The organism is Catenibacterium sp. co_0103 (genome assembly GCF_004168205.1).
In the GTDB taxonomy this organism is placed as follows: Bacteria; Bacillota_I; Bacilli_A; order Erysipelotrichales; family Coprobacillaceae; genus Catenibacterium; species Catenibacterium mitsuoka_A.
Genome location: NZ_RCYB01000005.1, coordinates 17,639 through 43,041, shown reverse-complemented (window position 1 = coordinate 43,041; position 25,403 = coordinate 17,639). Strand labels below are relative to the sequence as shown.

General features: G+C 37.1%; 21 protein-coding genes and 1 pseudogene. 2 read left to right on the top strand and 20 right to left on the bottom strand.

Annotated features, from left to right (window positions below; genetic code table 11):
• Window positions 1-109 precede the first annotated feature (109 nt).
• Genes EAI80_RS01765 through EAI80_RS01750 form a run of 4 tightly spaced genes read right to left on the bottom strand, consistent with a single transcriptional unit; the run spans window position 110 to window position 2,859 of the window.
• A complete protein-coding gene (locus EAI80_RS01765; protein WP_009247525.1) occupies window positions 110-1,264 on the bottom strand; it encodes an AAA family ATPase in 1,155 nt (384 codons plus the stop codon).
• Window positions 1,254-1,589, bottom strand: a complete 336-nt coding sequence (locus tag EAI80_RS01760; RefSeq protein ID WP_009247526.1) for a hypothetical protein — start codon at window positions 1,587-1,589, stop codon at window positions 1,254-1,256. The genes EAI80_RS01765 and EAI80_RS01760 overlap by 11 nt, the downstream gene beginning before the upstream one ends.
• Window positions 1,579-2,670, bottom strand: a complete 1,092-nt coding sequence (locus tag EAI80_RS01755; RefSeq protein WP_009247527.1) for a site-specific integrase — start codon at window positions 2,668-2,670, stop codon at window positions 1,579-1,581. Before EAI80_RS01755 ends, EAI80_RS01760 begins: the two co-directional genes overlap by 11 nt.
• Complete coding sequence (locus EAI80_RS01750) at window positions 2,671-2,859, bottom strand: transcriptional regulator (protein ID WP_009247528.1); 189 nt, start codon at window positions 2,857-2,859, stop codon at window positions 2,671-2,673. It lies immediately after the preceding gene.
• Window positions 2,860-3,307: 448 nt separating this feature from the next.
• Here EAI80_RS01750 and EAI80_RS01745 point away from each other — a divergent pair, with 448 nt between their 5' ends.
• Complete coding sequence (locus EAI80_RS01745; protein WP_009247529.1) at window positions 3,308-3,838, top strand: helix-turn-helix transcriptional regulator; 531 nt, start codon at window positions 3,308-3,310, stop codon at window positions 3,836-3,838.
• 292 nt (window positions 3,839-4,130) lie between these two features.
• Here EAI80_RS01745 and guaA read toward each other — a convergent pair whose 3' ends face one another.
• On the bottom strand, window positions 4,131-5,675 hold the full coding sequence (gene guaA, locus EAI80_RS01740) for a glutamine-hydrolyzing GMP synthase (protein ID WP_129980721.1): 1,545 nt from the start codon (window positions 5,673-5,675) through the stop codon (window positions 4,131-4,133).
• A 24-nt stretch (window positions 5,676-5,699) separates the two neighbouring features.
• Window positions 5,700-6,968, bottom strand: a complete 1,269-nt coding sequence (locus tag EAI80_RS01735; protein WP_129980720.1) for an adenylosuccinate synthase — start codon at window positions 6,966-6,968, stop codon at window positions 5,700-5,702.
• Window positions 6,969-7,104: 136 nt separating this feature from the next.
• Between EAI80_RS01735 and EAI80_RS01730 the strand changes: the two genes are divergently transcribed.
• Entirely contained in the window at window positions 7,105-7,668 is a 564-nt protein-coding gene (locus tag EAI80_RS01730) for an alpha/beta hydrolase (protein WP_129980719.1), read from the top strand.
• Here the strand turns inward: EAI80_RS01730 and EAI80_RS01725 are convergent.
• The 14 genes and pseudogenes from EAI80_RS01725 to EAI80_RS01655 form a co-directional block, all read right to left on the bottom strand.
• Entirely contained in the window at window positions 7,657-8,706 is a 1,050-nt protein-coding gene (locus EAI80_RS01725) for a molybdopterin-binding protein (RefSeq protein WP_129980718.1), read from the bottom strand. The genes EAI80_RS01730 and EAI80_RS01725 overlap by 12 nt on opposite strands.
• Window positions 8,703-9,182, bottom strand: a complete 480-nt coding sequence (locus tag EAI80_RS01720) for a GNAT family N-acetyltransferase (protein ID WP_129980717.1) — start codon at window positions 9,180-9,182, stop codon at window positions 8,703-8,705. Before EAI80_RS01720 ends, EAI80_RS01725 begins: the two co-directional genes overlap by 4 nt.
• Before the next feature lie 78 nt (window positions 9,183-9,260).
• Window positions 9,261-11,096, bottom strand: a complete 1,836-nt coding sequence (locus tag EAI80_RS01715; protein WP_129980716.1) for an ABC transporter ATP-binding protein — start codon at window positions 11,094-11,096, stop codon at window positions 9,261-9,263.
• The gene (locus EAI80_RS01710; protein WP_238634348.1) at window positions 11,089-13,794 is read right to left on the bottom strand and encodes an ATP-binding cassette domain-containing protein; all 2,706 of its coding nucleotides are present in this window, start codon (window positions 13,792-13,794) and stop codon (window positions 11,089-11,091) included. Before EAI80_RS01710 ends, EAI80_RS01715 begins: the two co-directional genes overlap by 8 nt.
• 192 nt (window positions 13,795-13,986) lie before the next feature.
• Complete coding sequence (locus EAI80_RS01705) at window positions 13,987-15,150, bottom strand: RNA-guided endonuclease TnpB family protein (RefSeq protein ID WP_129980715.1); 1,164 nt, start codon at window positions 15,148-15,150, stop codon at window positions 13,987-13,989.
• Between the two features lie 299 nt (window positions 15,151-15,449).
• A pseudogene (locus EAI80_RS13720) lies at window positions 15,450-15,556 on the bottom strand (IS607 family transposase); the annotation flags it as partial.
• 71 nt (window positions 15,557-15,627) lie between these two features.
• Window positions 15,628-16,083, bottom strand: a complete 456-nt coding sequence (locus tag EAI80_RS01690; protein ID WP_129980714.1) for a MarR family transcriptional regulator — start codon at window positions 16,081-16,083, stop codon at window positions 15,628-15,630.
• Between the two features lie 86 nt (window positions 16,084-16,169).
• Window positions 16,170-17,408: a glutamate-5-semialdehyde dehydrogenase gene (locus tag EAI80_RS01685; RefSeq protein ID WP_129980713.1), complete on the bottom strand. Its 1,239-nt coding sequence runs from the start codon at window positions 17,406-17,408 to the stop codon at window positions 16,170-16,172.
• On the bottom strand, window positions 17,408-18,532 hold the full coding sequence (gene proB, locus EAI80_RS01680) for a glutamate 5-kinase (protein ID WP_129980712.1): 1,125 nt from the start codon (window positions 18,530-18,532) through the stop codon (window positions 17,408-17,410). Before proB ends, EAI80_RS01685 begins: the two co-directional genes overlap by 1 nt.
• A 119-nt stretch (window positions 18,533-18,651) precedes the next feature.
• Complete coding sequence (gene thrS, locus EAI80_RS01675; RefSeq protein WP_129980711.1) at window positions 18,652-20,409, bottom strand: threonine--tRNA ligase; 1,758 nt, start codon at window positions 20,407-20,409, stop codon at window positions 18,652-18,654.
• A 307-nt stretch (window positions 20,410-20,716) separates the two neighbouring features.
• Window positions 20,717-22,147 carry a pyruvate kinase gene (pyk, locus tag EAI80_RS01670; RefSeq protein WP_129980710.1) on the bottom strand — a complete coding sequence of 477 codons (1,431 nt, stop codon included), beginning with the start codon at window positions 22,145-22,147 and terminating at the stop codon, window positions 20,717-20,719.
• Between the two features lie 68 nt (window positions 22,148-22,215).
• Entirely contained in the window at window positions 22,216-23,175 is a 960-nt protein-coding gene (gene pfkA / locus EAI80_RS01665; RefSeq protein ID WP_006504907.1) for a 6-phosphofructokinase, read from the bottom strand.
• Between the two features lie 95 nt (window positions 23,176-23,270).
• On the bottom strand, window positions 23,271-24,167 hold the full coding sequence (locus EAI80_RS01660) for a hypothetical protein (protein WP_129980709.1): 897 nt from the start codon (window positions 24,165-24,167) through the stop codon (window positions 23,271-23,273).
• Complete coding sequence (locus EAI80_RS01655; protein WP_129980708.1) at window positions 24,164-25,402, bottom strand: DnaD domain protein; 1,239 nt, start codon at window positions 25,400-25,402, stop codon at window positions 24,164-24,166. The genes EAI80_RS01660 and EAI80_RS01655 overlap by 4 nt, the downstream gene beginning before the upstream one ends.
• Between the last annotated feature and the right edge of the window lies 1 nt (window position 25,403).

The following is a 25,403-nucleotide window of genomic DNA, read 5'->3' as shown; positions in this document are numbered from 1 at the left end:
CTCTCTGCACACTCCCCTAAACTTTATCCGGTGTCAAAGTGTGACGATGGTGACAATGTTTTTCACAGCGTGCTGCTCTCAAAAACATTGACACCTTTGACACCGTTTGTCACGCCGTCTGCTCGGTTTCTTTCCAAAGTGAAACCTTTCTTCCGTCGTGTGTGCGGCTGTTCTGATAACGGATACCGTAATCACGAAACAGCCTGCTTGCGTTGATACTGAGCCTTAAAGAAAGTACATTCGGCTTTATATCCACCGCAAGCCTTTCGCAAAGTTCCGAAGCAGTTCCTTCCCATCTGTCACTTTCCGAAAAGAGCGTATCCGCTATCTTCTCAAGCAGAGGTTCGGGCGGTTCTTTCCACATCTCCGTTTCCGATTTTGCAAAGTTCCACACCAATCGCTCGCTGTCCCTTACAAGATGGATTTTCATATCCTGCTGGTCTCTGCCAGCAACATCAAGTGTGGCATTGTTGGAAGTACGCTTGTCCTTACTGAGAACAAATGCACCGTCTGCCGCACCCATCAGACCATTCGTGCCTGAAATCATATCGAATATATCTTCCGATTTTTGTTTGCGTGTATGATGAACAATAAGCATTGAAACCTTGTAACTGTCTGCCAACGCTTTCAGCCTTGCCACAACATCATAATCACTTGCGTAGCTGTAATCTGCTCCGCCTGCTTCACGCACACGCTTTAAGGTGTCTATGATAATCAAGCCTGTGTCTGGGTGTTCCCTCATAAACCCTCTTATCTGTTCTTCCAGTCCGCCATTGACCGTTTTACATTCCGTTGCGAAATACAGATTGCCTGTCTCCTTTGCACCGAACATCTGAAACAATCGCTTCTGCAAACGTGGGTAATCATCTTCAAGGGCAAAATAAAGCACCGTTGCCTTACGCACCTTATACTCCCAAAGCGGTGTGCCTGTGCTGATATGATAGGCAAGCTGTGCCATCATAAAGCTCTTTCCCACTTTCGGGGAACCTACGAAAAGGTAAGTTCCCCTTTGGAGCAGACCGTCGATAAGTGGTGTCTGAACCTCAAACACCGTATCATACAGCGTTGTCATTGATACTGTTTTCAGATAGGAAGGGTCTAACTGTCTGAGTATTTCCCTTTGCATTTCTTCAAAAGATTGCTCGTACCCCTTGAAATCCGTATCCTGATTGACTATACTATTGTCAGTACATTTGGAAAGTGACTGTTCCGCATCTGTTGCCGCAGATACATTTGGAATAGTCATTTCTTTTTTATTCTCCATTCGCATCCTCTCCTTTCAAACCGCCGAGAATAATGGAAATCAGTTCTATTACACTCAGCAGTTCATCATCCACACCTTTTCCTGCTTCAATCCTTTTCAGTTCCGCAAGGACTGTGGCAAATTCCGTTTTCAACGCCTTATACACTCTCGGATTGCCCTGTACCACCACATCCTGATTTAAGCAACGGCGGTAACAATACTCCTGTTTTGGCAATCCTGATAGAGCTACAGCTCTGTTAATGAGTTCGTTTTCTTCGGGCGATACTCGAAACCCTACTGTGATATTCCTCCAACGATTTTTGTTATCTCTGTTCTTAGCTGACATTTTCAAAATCTCCTTTCCCTAAATCATCTAATTTTTCTGCCATCTCAATCTGCTTTGACGGAAAGAGGTGTGCGTACTGATAAGTAATATCAATACTTTCGTGACCAACTCGGTCAGCAATCGCCACCGCAGAAAAGCCCATATCAATCAAGAGTGAAATGTGGCTGTGACGGAGATCGTGAATGCGGATACGCTTCACGCCTGCCGCCTTTGCCCCTCTGTCCATCTCGTGATGAAGATAGCTTTTCGTCACCGTAAAGATACGGTCTTTCTTCTTCAATCCGTAAAGCATACCGAGATATTCTTTCATTTCCTCACACAGAAACTTCGGCATTTTAATCGTGCGGTTGCTCTTTTTCGTTTTCGGAGAAGTAATCACATCCTGCCCTTTCAAACGCTGATAGGATTTATTGATTGTGACTGTTTCCTTATCAAAGTTGAAATCTGCCGGAGTCAAAGCTAACAGCTCGCCCTCTCGGATACCGCACCAGTAAAGCATTTCAAACGCATAAAAGGAAACAGGCTTGTCCATCATCTCAAAAGAGAATTTCTTGTATTCTTCCTTTGTCCAGAACAGCATTTCCTTGTGTTCCTCACGTCCCATATTTCCCACCTTTGCCGCAGGATTGGAACGCAGTTCATAGTAGCGGACAGCGTGATTGAAAATGGCGGACAACTGATTGTGCAGCGTTTTCAGATACGTCTGTGAATAAGGCTTTTTCTTCTCATCACGATAGGCAAGCATTTCATTCTGCCAAGTAATAATCTCCTTTGTGGAAATCTCGCTGATTTTCAGTTTCCCGAAATACGGAAGTATCTTTGTGCGTATGATATGCTCTTTGGTAAGCCACGTGTTTTCCTTCAAACGGTTCTTCACATCATTGATATAAAGCTCCGTAAAGGCTTCAAAACTCATATCAAGGTCTGAAGAAGTCTGCAATTTGAACATTCTTTCCCATTCCTGTGCTTCTCGTTTGGTAGCAAAGCCACGCTTGCATTTCTGCTTGCGTTCCCCTTTCCAGTTCACATACCTTGCCATCACATACCAAGTACCGTTATCTTCATTCTTAAATACCGGCATTTACATTTCCCCCTTTCCTGCTCCGTAGAGCCTTTCGTAAAAATACTGGCGATTTACACGCCCTGCAATCGTAATAAAGCCCTTTGCTTTCAATTCCTCATTTAATTGTCTGATGAGTTTATATGCATAAGGTTTTGATACGTTTAGTTCCTGAGCCACATCTTCGGCTCGGATAAATCTGTTTTCCATATCCTTTTTCTTCCTTTCTTAAAATAATTTTTTGCTTGCCGCTTTCTCCGTGTTAAAGTTCCAACAGGCACTCCTGCTTGTCGGCAGGCGCTGTGCTGTCCCAATGCACCGCAGTACATCAGGCGCTCGCTCGTATAGGGGTTCCCGAAAAGTCGGAGACTTTTGGGGAAGAGGAGGAGCAGTGCAGCGAATGAGCTTTTGTGCTTGCACACAAGCGAACGATACGGAACTTGCTCCGACGAGGTCTTGGCGGTTTGGCTTTTCGGACGGTCATTCAGTTGTCGCATTAAGCATATTTGTTTAATTCGTAATTTATTTTACTAAACATATTTGCTATTGTCAAGTGGTTGCAAAGAAAATATTAAACATTTTTGTTTCGGTTTTTCTTGACTTCCACTAAACATTTCTGCTATACTTATTTCACTAAATATAAAAGGAGCGTATCATTATGGCTATCAGCGAAAGAATACATTTTTTCAGACTAATGCGTGGTATGACACAAAAGTATCTCGGTACAGCAATCGGTTTTCCAGAAAAGAGTGCTGATGTGCGTTTGGCACAGTACGAAACTGGTACACGCAAACCGAAAGCAGACCTTACAAATGCATTGGCACAGGTGCTTGATGTTTCTCCACAGGCTCTTGATGTTCCTGACATAGACAGCTATATCGGTCTTATGCACACTCTGTTTACCCTTGAAGATATTTACGGTCTTACTGTCAGTGAAGCAGACGGAGAGGTATGCTTAAAGGTCAACAAGGACAAAGGCAGAGAAGCATATGAACTCCTCAAAATGCTGTATGCTTGGAAAGAACAGGCAGACAAGCTATCTTCCGAAGAAATCAACAGAGAAGAATACGATAACTGGCGTTACCATTATCCAGAGTTCGACACCACACAGCGTTGGGCAAAAGTTCCATCACAGGAATTAAGTGACGCTCTCGTGGAAGCATTCAAAGACCACTTGAAAGATAAATAAGCACCTACAGGACCTGCCACTGGCAGCTCCCTACAGATGCTTTGGCAACGACAAAAAAGCCCTTAACTATGGTTATTAACCACAGCTAAGGGCTTAGTTTATAATATGGAATTTGTTCAGAGCCAAGCTCCGAACTTTAGTCTGCAAGCCACCTGTTAATTGTTCCGTTACCCATAAACCACTGGATAACAAGAATAATGGCACTTGCTATGACTGTTATCAATTTGTTATCAAAAGACTAATCGAAATCGCTGAAACCCGCATAAACACTGGCTTTTTTAAGCAACTCGATTTATTCAAACTCAATAGTTCCAGGTGGCTTAGAAGTAATATCATACATTACTCTATTCACACCACGTACTTCATTGATGATTCTATTCATAGTCTTATTTAATACTTCATAAGGGATTTCAGCTGCTTCTGCAGTCATGAAATCAACAGTATTAACAGCTCTTAAGGCAACAGCATAGTCATAAGTTCTTTCATCACCCATAACACCTACTGACTGCATATTAGTTAATGCTGCAAAATACTGACCGATAGAACGATCTAATCCAGCATTCGCAATTTCTTCTCTATAAATCGCATCTGCATCCTGTACCATACGTACCTTTTCTGCAGTGACTTCACCAATAATTCTAATACCAAGACCTGGTCCTGGGAATGGCTGTCTGAATACTAAATATTCTGGAATACCAAGTTCAAGACCAACTTTTCTTACTTCATCCTTGAATAAGTCTCTTAATGGTTCAATGATTTCTTTGAAATCTACACAATCAGGTAATCCACCAACATTATGGTGAGACTTGATGACTGCAGATTCTCCTCCAAGACCGCTTTCTACAACGTCTGGATAAATAGTACCCTGTACTAAGAAATCAACGGCACCAATCTTCTTTGCTTCTTCTTCAAAGACTCTGATGAATTCTTCACCGATGATTTTTCTCTTGCTTTCAGGTTCAGTTACACCCTTAAGCTTAGAATAGTATCTTTCCTGTGCATTGACTCTGATGAAGTTTAAGTCATAGCTGCCATCTTTACCAAATACAGCTTCAACTTCATCACCTTCGTTTTTACGAAGTAAACCATGGTCTACAAATACACAAGTTAACTGATTTCCAATAGCCTTAGATAATAAGACTGCTGCAACAGAAGAATCAACACCTCCAGATAAAGCACATAATACTTTACCATCGCCAACTTTTTCTCTGATTGCTTTAATAGATTCTTCTACGAAAGAATCCATCTTCCAGTCACCAGAACATCCACATACATCGATTACGAAGTTTCTTAACATCTTCTTACCTTCTGCTGTATGTAATACTTCTGGATGGAACTGAATACCATAAAGGTTCTTTTCTCTGTTTTCACATGCTGCAACTGGACATTCATCAGAATGTGCTACAGATTTGAAACCAGGAGCTAAAGCTGAAATATAGTCATTATGACTCATCCAGCATACTGTCTTTTCAGATACATTTGAGAATAATGGTGAAGTTGTATCAACAACGATTTCAGTCTTTCCATATTCTCTAGTAGGTGCAGCTTCTACATTACCACCTAATACATACTGCATTAGCTGAGCACCATAACATAAGCCAAGCACTGGAACACCACATTCGAAAAGTTCTTTTTCGCATGTTGCAGCTCCTTCTTCATAGCAGCTATTAGGACCACCTGTTAAGATGATTCCCTTAGGGTTGAGTTCTTTGATTTTCTGCATAGCAACCTTATATGAATAGATTTCACAATATACGTTGCTTTCACGAACTCTACGCGCTACGAGCTGATTGTATTGGCCACCAAAATCAATAACCAGTACTAATTCTCTCTTCATAAGTTCTCCTTTACTATTTATTTATTAAAATACTTCCTTAAGCACAATTGTCTGAGTACGATCAGGTCCAACTGAGAACATAATCACTGGGCAGTGAATAAGTTCTTCAATCTTCTTGATATAGTTCTGAGCATTAACAGGAAGTTCTTCAAATGAAGTGACATTTGTGATATCTTCCTTCCAGCCTGGTAATTCTACATAAACTGGTTCTACTCTTGCTAATTCTTCAATTGTAGAAGGTAAACCATGGATTTCTTTACCATCTAACATGTAAGCAGTACAAATCTTAATAGTATCTAAACCACTTAATACATCTAACAACATTAATGAACATCCAGTTAATGAAGCCATTCTTCTTGACTGGTTAACGACAACTGCATCGAACCATCCAATTCTTCTAGGTCTCTTAGTTACTGTACCAAATTCATGACCTGCATTTCTGATATAATCACCTAATTCACCTTCAATTTCAGTAGGGAAAGCACCAGAACCAACACGAGTAGTATAAGACTTAATAACACCTACTACATCAGTTAAATAAAGAGGACCAATGCTTGCACCAGATGATACACCATTAGCACCTGGGTGAGAACTTGTTACATATGGATAAGTACCATAATCAATATCAAGCATAGTACCCTGGGCACCTTCAAATAAGATCTTCTTCTTTGCCTGGAATGCTTCATCTAATAAAATACCAGTATCACAAACCATAGGTTTGATTACTTTAGCATATTCCTTATATTCTTCAAAGATTTCTTCTGCAGTACACTGTAATCCAGGATACTGTTTCTTCTTGAATGCTAATGTTTCTTCAAGTCTCTTCTTAAATAATGGTTCATTAATGAATTCACCAACACGAATACCGATGCGGTCATATTTATCTACATAAGTAGGTCCAATACCTTTCTTAGTTGTACCGATACTTGCAGCACCACGCATTTCTTCTTCTAATTCGTCAATTTCAATATGATAAGGTAAAGTGACATGTGCACGATCTGAGATGTGCATCTTATCAGTCTTGATACCTGCATCATTTAAATACTTCATTTCTTCAAGTAAAGCTTTAGGATTGATAACCATTCCGTTACCTAATACAACTTCACCAGTTGTAAAGATTCCGCTAGGAATAAGTCTTAAGGCAAATTTCTGGCCATTAAATTTAATAGTATGACCTGCATTATTACCTCCAGAATATCTCACTACTACATCTGCCTGCTGTGCAAGATAATCTGTAACCTTTCCTTTTCCTTCGTCGCCCCACTGGCTTCCAACAACAACGACTCCTGCCATTTATGTTCATCCTTTCTTTCATTAAAATACAACTATATTATAGAGGATAAAGAACATTATGTAAAACATAAAACTCTCGTTAAATCAATGAAATTATGTGAATAAGTGCTATAATCAAATCACACGAGGTGATTTGATGAAAAAACTAGCAGTTCTATTTCCTGGAATTGGTTATCATTGTGATAAACCACTCCTCTACTACTCTAAAAAATGTTTATCAGCCTATGGCTATGAGATCATTGAAGTGAACTATAAACACTTTCCTCATATGAAAGATAAAGATGAATTAATTAAGCAGGCTGAAGATATTGGTTATGCGCAGACTGAAGAAATTCTTAAAAATATTCCATTTTCCACTTATGATGAAATCTTATTTGTATCAAAAAGTATTGGTACTGCCATTAGTGCACGTTTTAATGAAGAACATCATGTGAATGCGTATTCTATTTATTTCACACCACTTGTTGCAACTTTCAAGTATAGCTTAAATGGTATTGCCTTCCATGGTACAAATGATTCATGGGCCAAAACGAATCTCATTCAATGTGCATGTGATGAAGCGCATATTCCACTTATTCTCTATCGTGATGCAAATCACTCATTAGAGTGCGGAGATGTGCTTGTTGATATTTCTAATCTTCATGACATCTTTCTTCATGTCATAGAAGCGATTCAAACAGTTTATCCACTACATGGGTAAACTGTTTTTTAAATAACGATAAAGATAAAGCTGTAGTTTGCTTGTCAAACGATTCATTGAGAGATGATAATCCTTCAACATCCCATCTGTAAATCCTTTATCGTTATTCACATGGATAGTGACCTGATCACCTAAAGAGACATGCTCCACCTTAGAATAAATAACTAAGTCAGCATCCTCTTTCACATAAGGCTTAAACCATGCGGGGACATCTATATCCCCTATGAATTGAATAGGGACCATGATGTCTTTGAGGGCTTTTTCTATAGAACCTCCTGGAATCAGATAACCTTTTAATAGTGTTTCTATTTCATTCCTCATTGGGGTCATATGTTGATAAGCTTCTTCTTTTGTTTTGGCTTTAGTCGCTATGCGTACTCTCACATAGCCTTCTCCTGCATACATTGCAAGAGTGACATCTGTCTGTTTATATTGGGTTTCTGTCAGTTTTTCATCAATCATACTTTCCCCAATACCCATCACTAGAAAGTCTTCTGTATAGATCTGTTCCTGGCGATATTGTTCGAGAAAAGGTTTTAAAGAATGTTCTACGACATAATTGAATTCCTTAGGTGGACCAGGAAGATTAATGATCATTTTCTCGTCTTTGCTCATTACACAGCCATTGGCTGTTCCTATATCATTCTCTAATATATAAGCATTTTCCGGGAAATAAGCCTGTTTAAAGTTGTTGTCAGAAACAACATCGAGGCCTGTCACAAAGCGACATTTTTCATCCACCTTACGAGCTTCTTCTTCGTTATAGACAAGTTCTAGTCCTAGATATTCTGCTGAGAGTTCCTTCGTTAAATCATCCTGCGTTGGACCAAGTCCTGCAGTAGTGATGACACAATCCGCCCCTCTTTTAAATGCAATATCGAGACATTCTAATAAACGTTGTGGATTATCACCTACAGTCGTCTGATGATAAATATCAAATCCTAATTCTTTACACATCTTAAAGAGTACCGGAGCTTCTGTGTTGATGATTTCACCAAGAAGAAGTTCAGTTCCTACATTAATCACTTCTACATTCATATCTCCATATACATATCATTCCATTTTGCTTCTCCATGCGTAGAAGAAGAGACACCAAGGTGCTTATAGCCAAAACTTTCATAAAAGCCAATTAAATGATCTTTACAAGTAAGGAAGATTCCTTTTTTATTTCGCTCCTTTGCAAGAGTAATATAGCCATTCATAAGTGTATGCGCTAAGCCTTGATGCTGATAATCAGGATGTACATCTAAGCCAAAGACTGTCATATAATCACCACTAGGATCATGTAATGAAGCATCTTCATAGAATGCATCTGGTAAGCCTTTAATATTCGATGTATTCCCATTAATAAAGCCAATAACATCTTTGTCTTCTAATACAAGAAAGTTCTCTGAGAAGGCATTAAAGCGTTCTTTAAACTGCTCATAAGTCGCTGCTTCAGCTTCAGGAAAACAAAGAGACTCTATATGAGAGATAGCTTCTATATCACCTATAACTGCTTGTCTTAATCTCATGACATGTTCTCCTCCTTTCAAAATATTTTTTGTATCTTATACAAAAAAGACTTGATAGTCAAGTGACTATCAAGCTTTTTACTGTCCATTTTCAAATTGTGAACGATAAAGTGTTGCATAGAAACCATTTTCTTTAAGTAATCCTTCATGATTACCGATTTCTACAATATCACCATCACGCATAACAATGATTGTATCTGCATCTCTAATAGTAGAAAGACGATGCGCAATAACAAATGATGTTCTATTCTTCATTAACTCATCCATTCCCTGCTGAATTAATACTTCTGTTCTTGTATCAACTGAAGATGTAGCTTCATCAAGAATCAAAATCTTAGGATCCTTCAAGAAAGCACGGGCAATAGTCAATAACTGCTTCTGACCTGCACTGATATTAGAAGATTCTTCATTGATCATAGTGTTATAGCCATCAGATAATGTATGAATAAAGTGATCTACATGCGCATTCACGCATGCTTTTTTTACTTCTTCATCAGTGGCATCTAATCGACCATATTTCAAGTTATCCATGATAGTACCATTAAATAACCATGTATCCTGTAATACCATGCCAAATAATGAACGAAGATCACTACGTTTCATTTGCTTGATATCTTCACCATCAATCATGATAGAACCACCATTGAGTTCATAGAAACGCATCAACAATTTAATAATAGTTGTTTTACCTGCACCAGTCGGACCAACAATGGCTACCTTCTGACCTGCATGAACATGGAGTGAAAAGTCATTGATGATGATCTTATCTGGATTATAACCAAAGTGAACATCCGCAAAAGTGACAGCACCCTTCATATTCTGTACTTCTTCAGTTGTAAGAGTGGCTGAGTCTTCTGTAAGTTCTTCTTCCTCTAAGAATTCAAAGACACGTTCTGCAGCTGCACCCGTACTTTGTAATAAGTTAGCCGCCTGAGCAATCTGTGAGATTGGCTGGTTGAACTGTCTAACATACTGGATAAATGCCTGGATATCACCAATAGTGATTGTTTTAGAACCTGCTAGAATACCACCGATAATACAAACACCTACATAACCGATATTACCGATAAAGTTACTAATTGGCATCATGAGTGATCCAAAGAATTGTGATTTCCATGCAGATGTATAAAGTGATTCATTGTATTCTTCAAACTGTTCTACAGATTTTTCTTCACCATTGAACGCTTTGACTACCTGATGTCCACCATACATTTCTTCAATATGACCATTGACATCACCAAGTGAGTTCTGCTGCTGAGTGAAGTATTTCTGTGAATGCTTCATGACTAAACGCATCAAGGTCATTGATACAGGTAATACAATAACTGCAATTAAAGTCATCTGCCAGCTGATTGTAAGCATCATAATAAAGATACCTACAAGAGTAACTACATTAGAAATAAGTGTAGACAAAGACTGGTTAAGTGACTGAGCGATTGTATCAATATCATTAGTGACACGAGAAAGAATATCACCACTTGTATGCTTATCAAAATAAGAAAGTGGTAAACGGTTCATCTTTTCAGAAATATCTTTTCTAAGTGAGAAGGCTGCATCCTGTGATACACCAGAGATAATCCAGCTCATAATATAACTAAATAGAGAACTAGCTGCATATAATACGACAAGAATCAATAAGATCTTGACGATATAATTAAAATCAATACCACCAGTATTGGCTACTTTCGCCATGATACCTTCTGATAATTTATCTGTTGCTTTTGCAAGAACCTTAGGACCTATAATATTAAAAACAGTAGAACATACCGCGAATACCATAACCATACAAATTTTAAAATGATATGGTTTTAAGTATGCGAGTAACTTCTTTAATGTACCACCTAAATCCTTAGCTTTTTCATTATTACCACGGCCTCTGCCCATACCCATTGGAGCGCGACGATTTTTATTCATTGTCCAATTCCTCCTTTGATAACTGAGATAAGGCGATTTCCTGATAAACAGAACATGTTTTCATTAATTGTTCATGTGTGCCTTTTCCTACAATCTTACCTTCATCAAGTACGATGATCTGATCAGCATGCATGATAGATGCAATACGCTGTCCAACGATTAAGACAGTGTTATGAGTCTTGGCAGTCATTTCTCCTAAACGTTTTCTAAGTGTTGCATCAGTCTTGAAGTCAAGTGCTGAGAAGCTGTCATCAAAGATAAGAATTTCAGGATTTTTCGCAAGTGCTCTTGCAATTGCGAGACGCTGTTTCTGTCCACCTGATACGTTTGTACCACCCTGAGAAATAGGCTCTTTAACACCTAATGGTTTTGTTTCAATGAATTCTTTTGCCTGCGCAACATCAATCACTTCAGCCAATTCTTCATCAGATAAATCAGGGGCACCATATTTAATATTTGATTCAATTGTACCTGAGAATAATAATCCCTTCTGAGGTACTACACCAATACGGTCTCTTAAATCATGCATAGAAACATGTCTTACATCCACACCATCTACCATCACTTCACCTTCAGTGACATCGTAAAAACGAGGAATAAGGTTAATAAGCGTTGATTTACCTGAACCTGTTGAACCAATAAAGGCTGTTGTTTCACCAGGACGGGCTGTAAAGTCAATATCAGTTAAGACTGGTTCATCAGCACCAGGATACTTAAATGATACATGTTTGAATTCTATTAAACCTTTCTTCTCTTCATCAAAAGAAGTGATCTGTTCTGGGTTTTCAATTGTAGGTTCAGTATTTAATACTTCAGCTACACGGTTTGCGGCTACACTTGCACGAGGTAACATAACTGCAATCATTGCGACCATTAAGAAACTCATAACGATAATCATGGCATACTGTAAGAAGGCCATCATTTCACCAATCGCAATATTACCTAAATCAACTTGCTTTGCGCCAAAGTAGATAATAAGTAAAGTCATACCCTGCATAATAAACATCATGATAGGCATTAATGAGACCATCACTCTATTAACAAATAAATTTGTCCCTGTTAAATCCTTGTTTGCCTGATCAAAACGTTTTTCAGATTCTTCTTCATTTCCAAACGCACGAATAACAAGAATACCTGATAAGTTTTCTCTCATAGCTAAGTTTAATTTATCAATTAATTGTTGGATAATCTTGAATTTAGGCATTGCGATAGAGAAAGTCACACCAAGTACTCCAAATATAATAATGACAACTAGGAAGATCATCCATGTCATGGATGGTGAGTTCTTGACAGCTTTCATAATACCACCAATACCATTAATCGGCGCAAGCATACACATTCTTACGATTATCACAAGAACCATCTGGATCTGAACGATATCGTTTGTACTACGAGTAATTAAAGAGGCTGTAGAGAACTTATTGAATTCAGTATTAGAGAAGCTTTCAACCTTCTTAAATACAGCTAAACGTAAGTCTCTTGCCACTGATGCACCAAGTTTTGATGCTAAGAATGCAACACAGATAGAAGCCACAGCACCAAGTAAGGCAATAGCTAACATCTGAATACCTTTATGAGCAATATACTGGTTTTGTACTTTATTGATATCAGCACCAAGCTTCTTATATTCCGCTTTAACACCTTCACCAGCTGCAATCTTCATTGTAGATTCACCCATAGTCTTCATCTGCTTATCGACGCTTTCAAACATCTTATTACGTTCATCTTCACCCATTGAACCAATGAAATAATAAATATCTCCATTGTTTAAATGTGTTTCCATGGCATTAATCTGTGCTTTTGCGTCATCTAGTTTCTTCTTAGATTCATCTAATTGAGGTTTTGCAGAAACGACTTTTTCTTTAGCCTGATCAAGCTGTTTCTTGATTGTTGAAGACTGGCTCTTCATTTGTGCCATCTGACCTGCTGAAGCATTGAGTTTTTCATAACCAGCAACTGCCTGAGAAATACCAGCTAATTGAGCCTGAAGCTTTGTTTTTGCGTCACCCTCAGGTAATGCATTATATTGTGCAGTTAAAGTGTTCTGCATTTCTTTGGCCTTTTCATATGAACCAAATTGAGTGTTTAGTGCATTTAATGCACTATCATATTGCTTAATAGCAGTCTGCATCTGTTCATACTGCTTCACACCCTGATTGTACTTAGCCATACCAGCATTATACTGTTCTAAACCTTTATTATAGCCATCTAAGCCTTTTTGATACCCTTCCTTAGCAGAATTAATAGCTGAATCAATCTTTGTTTCAAATGACTTATACTGCTTTGTACCAGGTTTCATTTTATTCATAGAATAAACAATCAACATTGGCTTAGTTAATACTTTATTGAGTTTTTCTTCATCTACATCTTTCTTTAAGATATATAAAGTCTGATTTTTTGCTTTCTTGAATGTCTTATAATAAGACTTGTCCACATCTTTTGCGAGAGTCTTCTTATACGCATTTTCTAATACTTTTTGATCTTTTGAAGATACAAATAATAATAAATGATTATATGTCTCTTCGCTTAATACAGGAGACACAGCTGAATCAAACCCTCCTGCCTGAATACCGCTAGATACGATATCAGACATATAATCAGGAAGTGTTAATTCAGTATAGGCCTGTCCAAATATACAAACGATGGCTAATACAAATAATAGCCAATATTTTTTAAAATATTTCTTTAGCTTAAGCATCGTCTTCCTGCCACTCAAAATGTGATTAAATATACTCACATCGAGATAATGTAAGTTCTCACGAACATTACTTACTATGTCACCGTGCATGCTTTGGATTGACCGAAATCATATCTACTCACAAGTTCAAGTACACTCCATAGTCTTAAATTCCCGAAATAGCCTTCGGTACATACTTACGTTTGCGTTCATTTATGCAACTTCGTAAGTCGTAGCATCTCTCAGATTAAGTGCAGCATTGAAATCTCTGTCTTCGATATAGCCACAGTCACATCTGAAAATTCTATCTGAAAGCTTTAAATCTTTCTTGATACTTTTACAGCAATGACACGTCTTAGATGATGGGAACCATCTATCTACTATTCGAAGTTCAATTCCATTCTCCTTGCATTTAGCTAGAAGCTTTGTTTTAAATTCATAAAACTTCTGCGAAGCAACTGCCTTTGAAAGATGTCTGTTCTTCATCATTCCTGATACGTTTAAATCTTCAATCGTTATATGAGATGGCTTGGTTTTCACTATCTCTGCGATTGTCTTATTGATGTAATCAGTACGAATATTGTCAATTCTATGATGAAGCTTCTGTATCTTGAGCCTTTGTTTCTGTATATTTTTCTTTTGAGTGGGCTCTCCTTTCTTTATATTTTCATACTTTCGAGAAAGACTTCTCTGTTCTCGAATAAGCTTCTTTTCAAGCTTCTTTAATTTTGCAGATTTATTGATGTTCTTATAAGTCTTGCCATTAGAGACAATCGCAAAATCCTTTAGTCCAAGGTCAATACCAATTCCTTCACTGGAATTATTGACTGTCTTTCTATCTGGGATTTCTATAAGAACTGAAACATAGTATCTGTCACCTTTTATTGAGACATGACCGCTCTTAATTACGTATCCATCTTTTGTAGTTGGAATATATCCTTTCTCTTTGATGCGGACCCAGCCAAGTGATGGAATCTTGATTCTGTGTCTTTCGCAATGACAATCTTTTGGATTATTCCTTACAAAATACATTTTCACATCAGATCTGCCTTTCTTCTTAAATTTTGGAAAGGCGCTCTTGTGATTAAAGAATCTTTTAAATGCGGTCTGTCCGTTATTTACTGCCTGTGTTACTGATTTTGAATAAGCTTCCTTGATCCAGGAATATTCTGGATGGCTCGGAAGATACTCATTGTTGAGCCATACTCTAAACTGGCTGCTGCTCATAAACTTTTTGCCACTTTCATAAAGTTCCTTATTATGAGCAAGATAGAAGTTATAGATAAATCTGCAAGTACCTATTGTTTTACGAATCCTGACTTTCTGCTCATCTGTCGGATTTATTTCCGTCTTGAAGCTTTTCAGCAATTTCCTCATCCCTTTCTATCTGTTTTTTTATACTTACTAAACCCATACAGCCTGCAGGAGAACACATGAAGTATTGAAACAATATCCTGCACGAGGTCTTCATCTGATTTCTAATCTAATTATAGTACAAATGGAAAATCCATGCACCAAGTTTGACTTCATGAACGCCGATTTATAGGCGTTAATAAAATTTAACTTTCACTTACCTGTGGCTTGTGGGTATTCAAATAATTCTTTTGCATTACAAACTATCTTAAAAATGCAACTTGATTTAGTAAATGCTGATTGTAAGTATAATAATGCCTTTAGTTTGGGGTCGGTTTGCCTTTAAATTTCCTTCTCTAGCTCAACGTTATAATATCTTAACAGATACGCTTAAAAGTTCAGCAAAATCCTTTGGTTTATAATTTGTGATATTTGATGTGTTCATATTAAAGCTTTCCTTTGAGTAGATTTGAACACATTTAATCACAATGGTCGTTATATTTAGTTACTTATATTTCCCTCCTTTAATTCATCTTCCATATTCTTAATAATCATATCAATCATATGTAATACGGCATCATGATCTTCTTTTGTAAGTCCTCTGCTGCATACTTCTTCCATATGCCTCATCTTATCCTTACAGATTTCTAAATATTCTTCGCCCAATTTACTTAAACGCACTGTAGAATGACGTTTATCTTGAGGATTCTGTTCACGAATAATATAGCCTGCTTCTTCTAGACGCTTGATTCTTACTGAAAGTGTTGCATCAGAAATATGAAGACATTGTGCCACTTCTTTTTGAGAATGACCATGTTCTTTAATCACAAATAATAAGCGTGATTGATCGCCTGTTAAAGGCATATCCTTAAAGTTGCGCATCATATACTTTCCTACTACTTTTTTAAGTACTGCGACCTTATCCATCATCACCTTGACATTCTCTTGCATATCCATAGTACACCTCCTTGCTATTAGTTAGTATGCTAAATATTATAGTTAGGGTGCTAATTATTGTCAATAAAAAAAGAGTAGTATTTTTACTACTCTCTAATCTGGCCATTTCCTTCAATTTTATATTGGTAAGAACACATTTCTTTTAAACCAAGTGGACCTCTGGCATGAAGTTTCTGTGTACTGATACCAAGTTCTGCGCCAAAACCGAATTCTCCACCATCTGAGAATCTTGTAGAGGCATTATGATACACACAGGCACTATCTAAGCTGTTCATGAATAATACAGCTGTTTCATCATTTTCAGTAATAATGGATTCTGAATGTTTTGTAGAATATGTATAAATATGATTGATTGCTTCTTCTACTGAGTCAACAACTCTAATATTCACAATATAATCATCATATTCTGTTGCATAACTGTCATCTGTGACATGTTCACAGTGAATGATCTGACATGTTGCATCATCCCCTTTGATTTCTACTTTTTCAAAGGCTTTTTTAAGTTCTGGTAAGAACTTGTCTGCAACATCCTTATGTACAAGTATTGTTTCTATCGCATTACATACTGAAGGTCTTTGAATCTTCGCATTGACTGCAATAGTTAATGCTTTATTAAGGTCTGCATCCTTATCAACATAAAGATGGCAGATACCAGCGCCTGTTTCAATAACAGGTACTGTTGAATTCTTAACAACAAACTGAATGAGTCCTGCACCGCCTCTAGGTACAATAACATCCACATATTCATTGGCATGGATGAGTTCTCCTACAATGGCATGATCTAGTTCTGTGATCAGTTCAATCGCACCTTCTGGTAAGATATCTTTAGTGGCACACTTCATGATTTCTACTAATTTCTTATTTGTATGAATGGCTTCTTTACCACCTCTTAAAACACAGGCATTGCCTGATTTTAAGCAAAGAGAAGCAATATCTACAGTCACATTAGGACGGGCTTCATAGATAATTCCAAAGACACCAATAGGCACTCTCACTTTAGAAATTTCTAGACCATTTGGTCTTGTCCAGGATTCCATCACTTCACCAACAGGATCAGGTAATGTGGCCACTTTCTTGACTCCATCACTTACTCCTACAATACGTTCATGAGTAAATAAGAGTCTATCCTGCATAGCCTTAGTCATATTGACTTCCTTGGCATGTGCCATATCTTTTTTGTTGGCTTCTAATATTTCTTCACTATGTGCAATTAATGCGTCGGCAATTTTATCTAATGCCTGATTCTTTGTGCAAGTAGGCATATTCTTTAAAAGACGTGCTGCTTTTTTTGCACTCTTTAATTGTGTTTCTAATAATGTATTCATTATCTTTCCTCCAATACAACCATGTTATTCGCATGTACTACTTCATCATAGTCATGACGATGTAATATGTCATCTATTTCAGAAGACTGGTGTCCCTTGATCAGTCTGATTTCATCACTGGCATAATTGACAACACCCTTCGCAATTGTATTTAACTCTTCATCCTTGATATCAACAACCTGTCCTTCTAAGAATCTACCTTCTACATCTTTAATACCTGTAGGTAAAAGACTGACATGCTTGCCAACAATCGCTTTTCTACATCCTGCATCAACTATAATTGTTCCTCTTGGTTTAGTACGATAGGCAATCCAATGTCTTCTAGCATTCATATTTGTGCCTGAAGCCCCATTGAACCAAGTTCCTTCATTATCTAGGGCATTTAATATACTGTTTTCTTTCTGTCCATTCACAATACACATATGACTGCCTAATGCATTGACCATTTGAGCCGCTTTTAGTTTAGTCGCCATACCACCTGTACCTAGACCACTGACTGCATCTCCTGCATAGCTCAAAATTGTATCATCAATCTTATCTACATAGTGGATAAGCACAGCATCAGGATCAGTATGAGGATTGCCTGTATAAAGACCATCAATATCACTCACGAGAATTAATAGTTGTGCTTCTACTAGAGGAACGATAAGTGAAGCCAATGTATCATTGTCTCCTACCTTGATTTCATCTACTGCCAAAGCATCATTTTCATTAATAATAGGAACCACACCATAATTGAGTAGTGCATTGATTGTATGGTTTAAGTTCATTAAACGATGACGATCATCAAAGTCATCATGGTTTAATAAGATCTGAGAACATTTCATATTAAAGACCTGGAATATTTCTTCATAGATTTCCATGAGTCTTGCCTGCCCAATCGCAGCTAAAGCCTGTTTTTCCGGTAGTGTTTTCGGTTTACTGTCTAGTCCTAATGCGCCCATACCCGCTGCAATAGCTCCTGAAGAGACAAGAACAACAATATAGCCTTCTCTTTTTAGTTTGGCAATCTGCCATGTTAACATCAATATTTTTTCTTTATTGATTTTTCCATCTTTGTCACAAAGTGAGCTTGAGCCTACCTTAATGACAATTTTCTTTACTTCTTCTATTCTACGTTTCATCGAAAACACTCCTTTATTGTTTAATCTATTATAGGGGGTAAAACACTTTAAAAGCAAACAAAACATACTGATTTTTGTCTTTTCACAAAAAAAGACTCCCATTAAGGGAGTCAAATGTATTAGTGGCTTAAAGTTTTGTTTTCTACTTCTGTATTTAATAATTCTACGAATTCTTCAAAAGTCACTGTAGTCTGTTTCTTTTCACCATGTTTACGATAAGTCACAGTACCATTATCTCTTTCGTTATCACCAAGTACTAACTGATAAGGAATCTTCTTTAACTGTGCTTCTCTGATACGATAACCAAGTTTTTCATCTCTATTATCGTTATTTACTCTGAAGTGTGCTTTTCTTAACTTAGCCACAACTTCTTTTGCGTATTCATCATGGTATTCAAGTTTAACTGGAATAACTTGAACCTGAGTAGGTGCTAACCATAGAGGAAGGTTACCTTTTGTTTCTTCTAATAAGAAGGCAACGAAACGGTCTAATGAACCTAAGATTGCTCTATGAATAACAACTGGTCTTACCTTATCACCATTTTCATCAACATAAGTTAATTCGAATCTCTCTGGTAACTGGTAGTCTAACTGGATTGTAGATAAAGTAACATCATGTCCTAATGCACTCTTTACCTGTACGTCAAGTTTAGGACCATAGAATGCTGCTTCGCCTTCTGCTTCATAGAATTCTACATCCATTTCTTTTAATACTTCACGTAATTCATTTTCACTTTTTTCCCATAATTCATCATTACCGAAATACTTTTCTTTGTTGTTCTTATCTCTTAATGATAAACGGAATGAGTAATCTTTGAAACCAAAGTCCTTATATACATCTAAGATTAAATGTGCTACATTCTTGAATTCCTGAGCAATCTGATCTGGACGACAGAAGATATGTGAATCGTTCTGTGTGAAGGCTCTTGCACGTTCAATACCAGTTAAAGCACCACTTGCTTCAAAACGGAAATCGTTCGCAATTTCCGCAATTCTAACTGGAAGATCACGATATGAATGTAATGTGGATTTATACATAACCATATGGTGTGGACAGTTCATAGGTCTTAATACATATGCTTCATCATCTAATTCCATCGCTGGGAACATATCATCTTTATAATGAGCCCAATGTCCTGACTTCTTATATAACTTAACGTTACCAAGAGAAGGTGTCATAACATGTTCATAACCTAATTCTAATTCTTTGTTCATGATGTAATCAGATAATAAACGTCTTACAGTGAAACCATTTGGTAACCACATTGGTAAACCTTTACCTACGATATCCGCAAACATGAAGATACCTAATTCTTTACCAAGTTTTCTATGATCTCTTTCCTTTGCTTCTTCTAATAACTGAAGATGTGCTTCTAATTCTTCTTTAGTTGGGAAACATACACCATAGATTCTCTGAAGAACCTTGTTGTTCTTATCACCTTTCCAATAAGCACCTGAATGTTTAATTAACTTGAAGTTCTTACATAATTTAACTGTTTCTACATGTGGACCACGACATAAGTCAGTGAAATCACCCTGTGAATAAGTAGTGATTGTACCATCTTCTAAACCATTGATTAAGTCTAGCTTGTATTCATCATCCTTGAATTCCTCTAAAGCTTCTTCTTTAGAGACTTCATGTCTCACGATTCTCTTACCATCTTTACAGATTTTCTTCATTTCTTTTTCAATCTTAGGTAAGTCATCATCAGAAATAGTCTGATCACCTAAATCGATATCATAATAGAATCCTTCTTCTACTACTGGGCCTACCCAGAACTTAGCCTGTGGGTAAAGATGTTTAACTGCCTGTGCTAATACGTGTGCACATGAATGATTTAAAGTATTTAAATCTTTGTCATTTAAAAAATCGCTCATATTCTCCTCCTATAAATAAAAAGAGACCTCATCAAAGGACGAAGTCTCGTGTTACCACCTTTATTCGTTATGCAATGCATAACCTCTCATCTCTTAACGCGAGTTACGGAATCTCTTTCGAGTTCAGCATCACAGGGAGTACCTTTAAGTAAATATCTTGGAAGTTTCCACCTATTCTTCCTCTCTAGTAAGCTTTTATCTTAAAGACATGTCCTGTTTCGTAGCTTGTGACTTTATTGTACACCACTTCAGTTAATTGTCAATAAAGAAAAAAGGAATAGGTCACCCTATTCCTAATTATCAAAAATTATTTGATTGTAACGATTTCTAAGTAACTTGTTAAACCAGAAACACCTGGAGTACCACCAGTTACGATTACCTGTTCACCAGCTGAAATTCCGTTTTCCTTAGCGATAACCATTGCAAGATCCATTAAACCTTCTCTTGATTTCATAGATTTGCAAAGTACAGGCTTAACACCCCAGTTAAGAGCTAATTTCTTAACTGTATCATCAAATGGAGTTGGAGCAATGATTGGGCAATGTGGTCTATAACGTGACATACGTTTTGCAGTAGCACCTGTTTCAGTGAATGCGATGATAGCTGAAACGTTGAAGTTTGCAGCAATTTCAGCAACTGACATACAGATAGCTTCTGAAGAGTTAGAGTTATCAGCAGTTCTGATAGCTCTTCTTAAGATTGAAGCATAGTCTAAGTTTCCTTCGATCTTATGAGCAATCTTGTTCATAGTTAATACTGCTTCTTCAGGATATTTACCCTGAGCAGATTCACCAGATAACATAATAGCATCAGTACCATCATAGATAGCGTTAGCTACGTCAGATACTTCAGCTCTTGTTGGTCTTGGGTTTTCCTGCATAGATTCAAGCATCTGAGTTGCAGTAATAACGATCTTACCAGCAGCATTACATTTCTTGATGATTGACTTCTGGATTAGAGGTACATCTTCAGCAGGTACTTCTACACCTAAGTCACCACGAGCAACCATGATACCATCAGCTACTTCGATGATTTCATCGATGTTTTCAACACCTTCAACACATTCGATTTTTGGTAATACTTTGATATCTGGCTTACCGTTTTCAGCAATTAATTTCTTAATATCTAATACATCCTGTTTTCTTCTTACGAATGAAGCAGCGATGAAGTTTACATCCTGTTTGCAACCGAAGATTAAGTCGTTCTTATCTTTTTCTGATAAGAATTCGAACTGTAACTTAGTACCAGGAACGTTGATACCACGAGTGTTCTTAACTCTACCATCGTTAGCAGCTACACAATAGATATCCTGTCCTTCAACGTGGTCAACTAATAAAGCAACCTGACCATCGTTAACTAAGATATAAGCACCAGGCTTAACATCTTTGTATAATTCCTTATAAGAAATTGTGAAACGATCTGAAGAACCAACAATTTCTTCTGGAGTGATTACTGAAACCTGACCTTTCTTGAATTCAGTGAATCCACCTTCGAAAGCACCAGTACGGATTTCAGGACCTTTAGTATCAAGCATGATAGCTACATCAGTACCTAATTCCTTGTTTACTTCTCTTAAAGTATCCATCTTCATAGCATGTTCTTCATAGTCACCATGTGAGAAGTTACAACGCATTACGTTCATACCAGCTTTAATAAGCTTCTTTAACATTTCTTTATCCTGTGAAGCAGGACCAATAGTACAAACAATTTTTGTTTTTTTCATTTTTTCTTTAACCATTTTAGACTCCTTAATCAACCAAATAAATTTACACTCCGTTATATATATTTAACAAACACACTGAGAAATTAACGTAACTTCTTAGCGTCTTCGTAAATACCAGCATCAGCTACATGCTTATGACTTAATACTTCTGTGATAGGGAAAGCAGTAATCTGGCCATGTACTTCACCTACGCAAAGTCCACCTTTACCTTCTTCAAGAAGTTCTACAGCCTTAACACCCATACGGCTTGCTAAGACACGGTCTCTTGCAGTTGGTCTACCACCACGCTGTAAATGACCTAAGACATTCGCACGAGTTTCGAAACCTGTTGCAGCTTCGACTTTCTTTGCAAGTTCATTGACATCAGTGATATGTTCAGTAATAACCACGATTGCATGGTCCTTATCAGATGCCTTTGACTGTTTTAATCTTTCGATAATCTTATCTTCATCATAACCAGTATCAGAAGTGATTACTAGTTCAGCACCAGCTGCGATACCTGCATTAATTGCAAGGTCACCACATCTTCTACCCATAACTTCAAGGATAGTACATCTCTGATGTGAAGAAGAAGTATCTCTTAATCTGTCTAATGCTTCAACAATTGTATTTAATGCAGTATCAAATCCAATTGTGAAATCAGTATCAGGAATATCATTGTCAATTGTTCCTGGAAGACCAATACAATTAACTCCCATTTCTGTAAGTTTTAAAGCACCATTGTATGAACCGTCACCACCGATGACTACTAATGCTTCCATACCTACTTTTTTCATCTGTTCGATTGCTTCTTTTCTGATTTCAGGATCTTTGAATTCAGGGAAACGAGCAGATTTTAAAATAGTACCACCATTATTGATGATATTACGAGTACTATGACGATCGAATTTCATGAACTTACCTTCATGAAGACCTTTATAGCCAAGTCTAACGCCATAAACTTCGATACCCTTGTTAAGACAAGTTCTAGCTACTGCACGAATTGCAGCGTTCATTCCAGGAGCATCTCCCCCAGAAGTTAAAACACCAATACACTTAACCATTTTTTTCTCCTCTCAACTTATGCATTCTATTTAAGAACCATTCTAGCATAATTGTTCGTTCCTTACCATCACCAATTCTATTCCAATCAATTTTTTTAGTCAATAATTATTTCACAACATAGCGCTTTCATTTTAGAAACAATATTCTTTGCACGAAGCTGTTCACGTTTATCATTATATTTATTCATGTAAATCGTTTCCAGGTCTTCAAAACCATATGCAGAAGTCATGAAAGTAGGTAATTCATTTAAGATACGATAGTCTAAAATCATCGCTAGAACTTCGTCTCTAGACCAGTTAGTCACATTTTCTTCACCTACACTATCTAAGAGTAAATAAGGAATGTTTTTTACTAGATCCACTAAAGAAGTATCTTCATTTGAATTAAAGCTTGCTTTGACGTCTGCCATAAGTGTAGGTACATGACATAAGCCTACTTCATAACTACGTCTAGCCAGTGCATTCATCATACCTGCCATAATTCTTGTTCGATTTGATCCGCCACATACTAAGAAACCTTTTGTTTGTGGTTTATTGATATATTCAATCAGCTTTTTAGTCAAAATCATCATACTTGCATCATTTTTATTCATTGCTTCAGCTGCCATATCTTTCAAGCTAATAAGTGCAAGTCTAGTAGACATGTTATTGTAATGAAAGCGAGAAAGAAGCTGATCATTTTCATGCTTTTCAAGACCATATTGACAGCTTTTGACATCACGATGGACGTAAGTTTCATAGCTCAAAGTGATCTGCTGGCCTTTATTCATCTTAGGACATTCATTGATACCATGGCAATGTAAACAAGGTTCATGATCATCTACATAAGCAAGTAAATCTACCCAGGCATCTTCTAGAGTCTTTTTAGTTAAATGATTCTTTTCTACAAATTCTCTAATATCCTGTCTTTTGACTAATTCCTGCAAACTTTGGTTTCTTGTATTTTCTAATTCTTTATCAAAAGAAAGAATCTGTCCTGCTTTTATCATCATAGATCACCTCCTAGACCTTCCATTAATCGTCTTAATTCTTCTTGATCCTGCGCACTGACTTCTACAGGTTTATTTTCTTTTTTCTTTGTAGTCTTTTTGATTGTTTTTTGAGTTTTTGTATTATGAACCTCCTGATAGGCATCACGAGCTGTCTTTAATCCTTTTCTCACCCATGAAGCCCCTATTGTTTCACAATAGTTCTTCTCTAAACGTCCATCACATCTACCTAAGACATATTCTATCAACATATTAGTGACTGCAGGAGTAAGTCCCATAGCCATCAATGATTCCGCAATATTGAGATCATGAAGGGCTGGCTCTTTTCCTCCCTGCTTATTCTTTAATAGCTGATAAGGTGAGATTGTCTCTAGATATCTAAAGTGCTTGTTTAAGTTATCATCATCAGTTTGTGGTGAAGCATGCTGGATGGGCTGAGTGTGATAGACCTCTTTGAGTGAACTTGCTGAATCAGCACTATAGTAACGTTTAGCCTGTTCTACTAAAGCTTTACGATTAAACTTACCTTCCACAATCGCATCCTTAACCATTAAGGCGAGAGATAATTGATCTATCGCATAAAGAGTCGCAATCTGCTTAATTGTATCTTCATTACGATTCACTATTTTCATAGGAACCTGATAATCCTTCAATGTTTCATAGAAGAGAGTAAGATCGTAATTAATAATTGGACGTTCACTTTCTTCTTCTTGATATCCCGATTCATGTTTCAATGGTTTGTTTTGTGATAAATCAATTGTAAAGACATCTTCAAAGCATGATGTGACTTCTTCATATTCAGTGAGCTTTTCTAGTCCTGAACGGAAGTAATTCTTTGTTTTAGTATATTCTTCTACACCGATTGTCTTCTGTAATAAACCTGCAAGTATCTGATTTCTAAAGAAGGCATTGACAGAAAGTGGTGTGATTAAGTGAAAGACATAGACACCCTGTCCTTCTGATTCTTTATAGTAGGACTTAAGTAAACTTAAGCCTTCTAGAGTCTTTCTTGCCTGATCTAGTTCTTCTAAATCTAGATTTAAAGCCATAGTTAATCGACTGATTGCACAAGGCTGATGGAAATGACGCATACGCATAGATTCTACATTCAAATACATATAAAGACTATAAGCCTGTGTTTTAAGTAATGGGGCATACAAATAAGTGAGAATATCACAATCATTATTACTTAATGGTAATGAACGTTCACTTAAATAAACATCTGTCGCATACAACATC

Excerpts from the sequence above, each read along its gene's own strand:
- EAI80_RS01745 (WP_009247529.1), top strand. The coding sequence starts at position 3,308 with ATGGCTATCAGCGAAAGAATACATTTTTTCAGACTAATGCGTGGTATG.
- EAI80_RS01735 (WP_129980720.1), bottom strand. The coding sequence starts at position 6,968 with ATGGCAGGAGTCGTTGTTGTTGGAAGCCAGTGGGGCGACGAAGGAAAA.
- EAI80_RS01765 (WP_009247525.1), bottom strand. The coding sequence starts at position 1,264 with ATGGAGAATAAAAAAGAAATGACTATTCCAAATGTATCTGCGGCAACA.
- EAI80_RS01750 (WP_009247528.1), bottom strand. The coding sequence starts at position 2,859 with ATGGAAAACAGATTTATCCGAGCCGAAGATGTGGCTCAGGAACTAAAC.
- EAI80_RS01690 (WP_129980714.1), bottom strand. The coding sequence starts at position 16,083 with ATGGATATGCAAGAGAATGTCAAGGTGATGATGGATAAGGTCGCAGTA.
- EAI80_RS01660 (WP_129980709.1), bottom strand. The coding sequence starts at position 24,167 with ATGATGATAAAAGCAGGACAGATTCTTTCTTTTGATAAAGAATTAGAA.
- EAI80_RS01720 (WP_129980717.1), bottom strand. The coding sequence starts at position 9,182 with ATGAGATTAAGACAAGCAGTTATAGGTGATATAGAAGCTATCTCTCAT.
- EAI80_RS01685 (WP_129980713.1), bottom strand. The coding sequence starts at position 17,408 with ATGAATACATTATTAGAAACACAATTAAAGAGTGCAAAAAAAGCAGCA.
- pyk (WP_129980710.1), bottom strand. The coding sequence starts at position 22,147 with ATGGTTAAAGAAAAAATGAAAAAAACAAAAATTGTTTGTACTATTGGT.
- pfkA (WP_006504907.1), bottom strand. The coding sequence starts at position 23,175 with ATGGTTAAGTGTATTGGTGTTTTAACTTCTGGGGGAGATGCTCCTGGA.
- EAI80_RS01730 (WP_129980719.1), top strand. The coding sequence starts at position 7,105 with ATGAAAAAACTAGCAGTTCTATTTCCTGGAATTGGTTATCATTGTGAT.
- thrS (WP_129980711.1), bottom strand. The coding sequence starts at position 20,409 with ATGAGCGATTTTTTAAATGACAAAGATTTAAATACTTTAAATCATTCA.
- EAI80_RS01655 (WP_129980708.1), bottom strand. The coding sequence starts at position 25,402 with ATGTTGTATGCGACAGATGTTTATTTAAGTGAACGTTCATTACCATTA.
- EAI80_RS01725 (WP_129980718.1), bottom strand. The coding sequence starts at position 8,706 with ATGAATGTAGAAGTGATTAATGTAGGAACTGAACTTCTTCTTGGTGAA.
- EAI80_RS01760 (WP_009247526.1), bottom strand. The coding sequence starts at position 1,589 with ATGTCAGCTAAGAACAGAGATAACAAAAATCGTTGGAGGAATATCACA.
- proB (WP_129980712.1), bottom strand. The coding sequence starts at position 18,532 with ATGAAACGTAGAATAGAAGAAGTAAAGAAAATTGTCATTAAGGTAGGC.
- EAI80_RS01755 (WP_009247527.1), bottom strand. The coding sequence starts at position 2,670 with ATGCCGGTATTTAAGAATGAAGATAACGGTACTTGGTATGTGATGGCA.
- EAI80_RS01710 (WP_238634348.1), bottom strand. The coding sequence starts at position 13,794 with ATGCTTAAGCTAAAGAAATATTTTAAAAAATATTGGCTATTATTTGTA.
- guaA (WP_129980721.1), bottom strand. The coding sequence starts at position 5,675 with ATGAAGAGAGAATTAGTACTGGTTATTGATTTTGGTGGCCAATACAAT.
- EAI80_RS01715 (WP_129980716.1), bottom strand. The coding sequence starts at position 11,096 with ATGAATAAAAATCGTCGCGCTCCAATGGGTATGGGCAGAGGCCGTGGT.
- EAI80_RS01705 (WP_129980715.1), bottom strand. The coding sequence starts at position 15,150 with ATGAGGAAATTGCTGAAAAGCTTCAAGACGGAAATAAATCCGACAGAT.